At 57.5% G+C, this 825-nt stretch carries 2 protein-coding genes; both read right to left on the reverse strand.

Going from position 1 to position 825, the window contains the following annotated elements; all coding sequences use genetic code 11:
• On the reverse strand, positions 1-496 hold a 496-nt coding region (locus ACXJ5O_RS28655), incomplete at its 3' end, for a MarR family winged helix-turn-helix transcriptional regulator (RefSeq protein ID WP_457302865.1).
• A gap of 95 nt (positions 497-591) precedes the next feature.
• A partial coding sequence (locus ACXJ5O_RS28660) for an FAD-binding protein (RefSeq protein WP_457302866.1) occupies positions 592-825 on the reverse strand: 234 nt, incomplete at its 5' end.

Here is an 825-nt window from a genome sequence, read left to right on the forward strand (position 1 = left end):
CTGCCTGCCGGTGAATGACCCAGCCGAGATCGCCGGGCTGGAGGCCGCGATATGTCACCTCGTCCGGCACATGGTTTTCGGCATCGATAAGGTTTCTGATCTGACGCATGGACGATACCAGCTGCCTGCGGGCATCGTCATCCAACGGTGCAAGGATTTGCTCCATCTGAAGCTGCGAGCGCCGGTTAAGGCCGGAAAAGACCTCTTGGCCCGCCGGAGTCAGCGTTATGAGACGCTGCCGTCCATGTGTTGAGCTGGCACGAACGCGCACGAGCTTGCGCTTTTCGAAGCGTGAGACGATGCGGCTGAGATGGGCCTTGTCCATGTGCAGACTGCGGCCGATATCGGCCGCCGTCTGTTCGCCATTGTTGGCAAGTTCATATAATACGCGGCCCTCTGCCAAAGTGTAGTCGCTGGCAAGCAGGTGCTTGTCGAGCAGTCCGATTTCCCTTGTAAAAAAGCGATTGAAACTACGAAATTCGTCAACTGCGTTCATGTTATGCGCTCTATGTTGTCAGTGACAACATCATATGCATTTCATTTGGGATCGCAAGATGGAAATGTGATGGCGACGACGAATGGAAGTCGGGACTACGTAKCCTTCGCCGCTGCCCTGCCGGCCGTCCGGCCCGAGAAGATAGAGCCGCCGAGGAAAGTCCCTTCAAGCGAATTATAGCCATGCATGCCGCCGCCGCCAAAGCCGGCTGCCTCGCCGGCTGCATAGACTCCCGCCAGCGTTTCACCGTCAGCCTTCAAGACACGCGCACTCAAATCCGTCACGATGCCGCCAAGCGATTTCCGTGTAAGGATGCTGAGGCGCACCGC

It is taken from the genome of Phyllobacterium sp. P5_D12, from assembly GCF_054049495.1.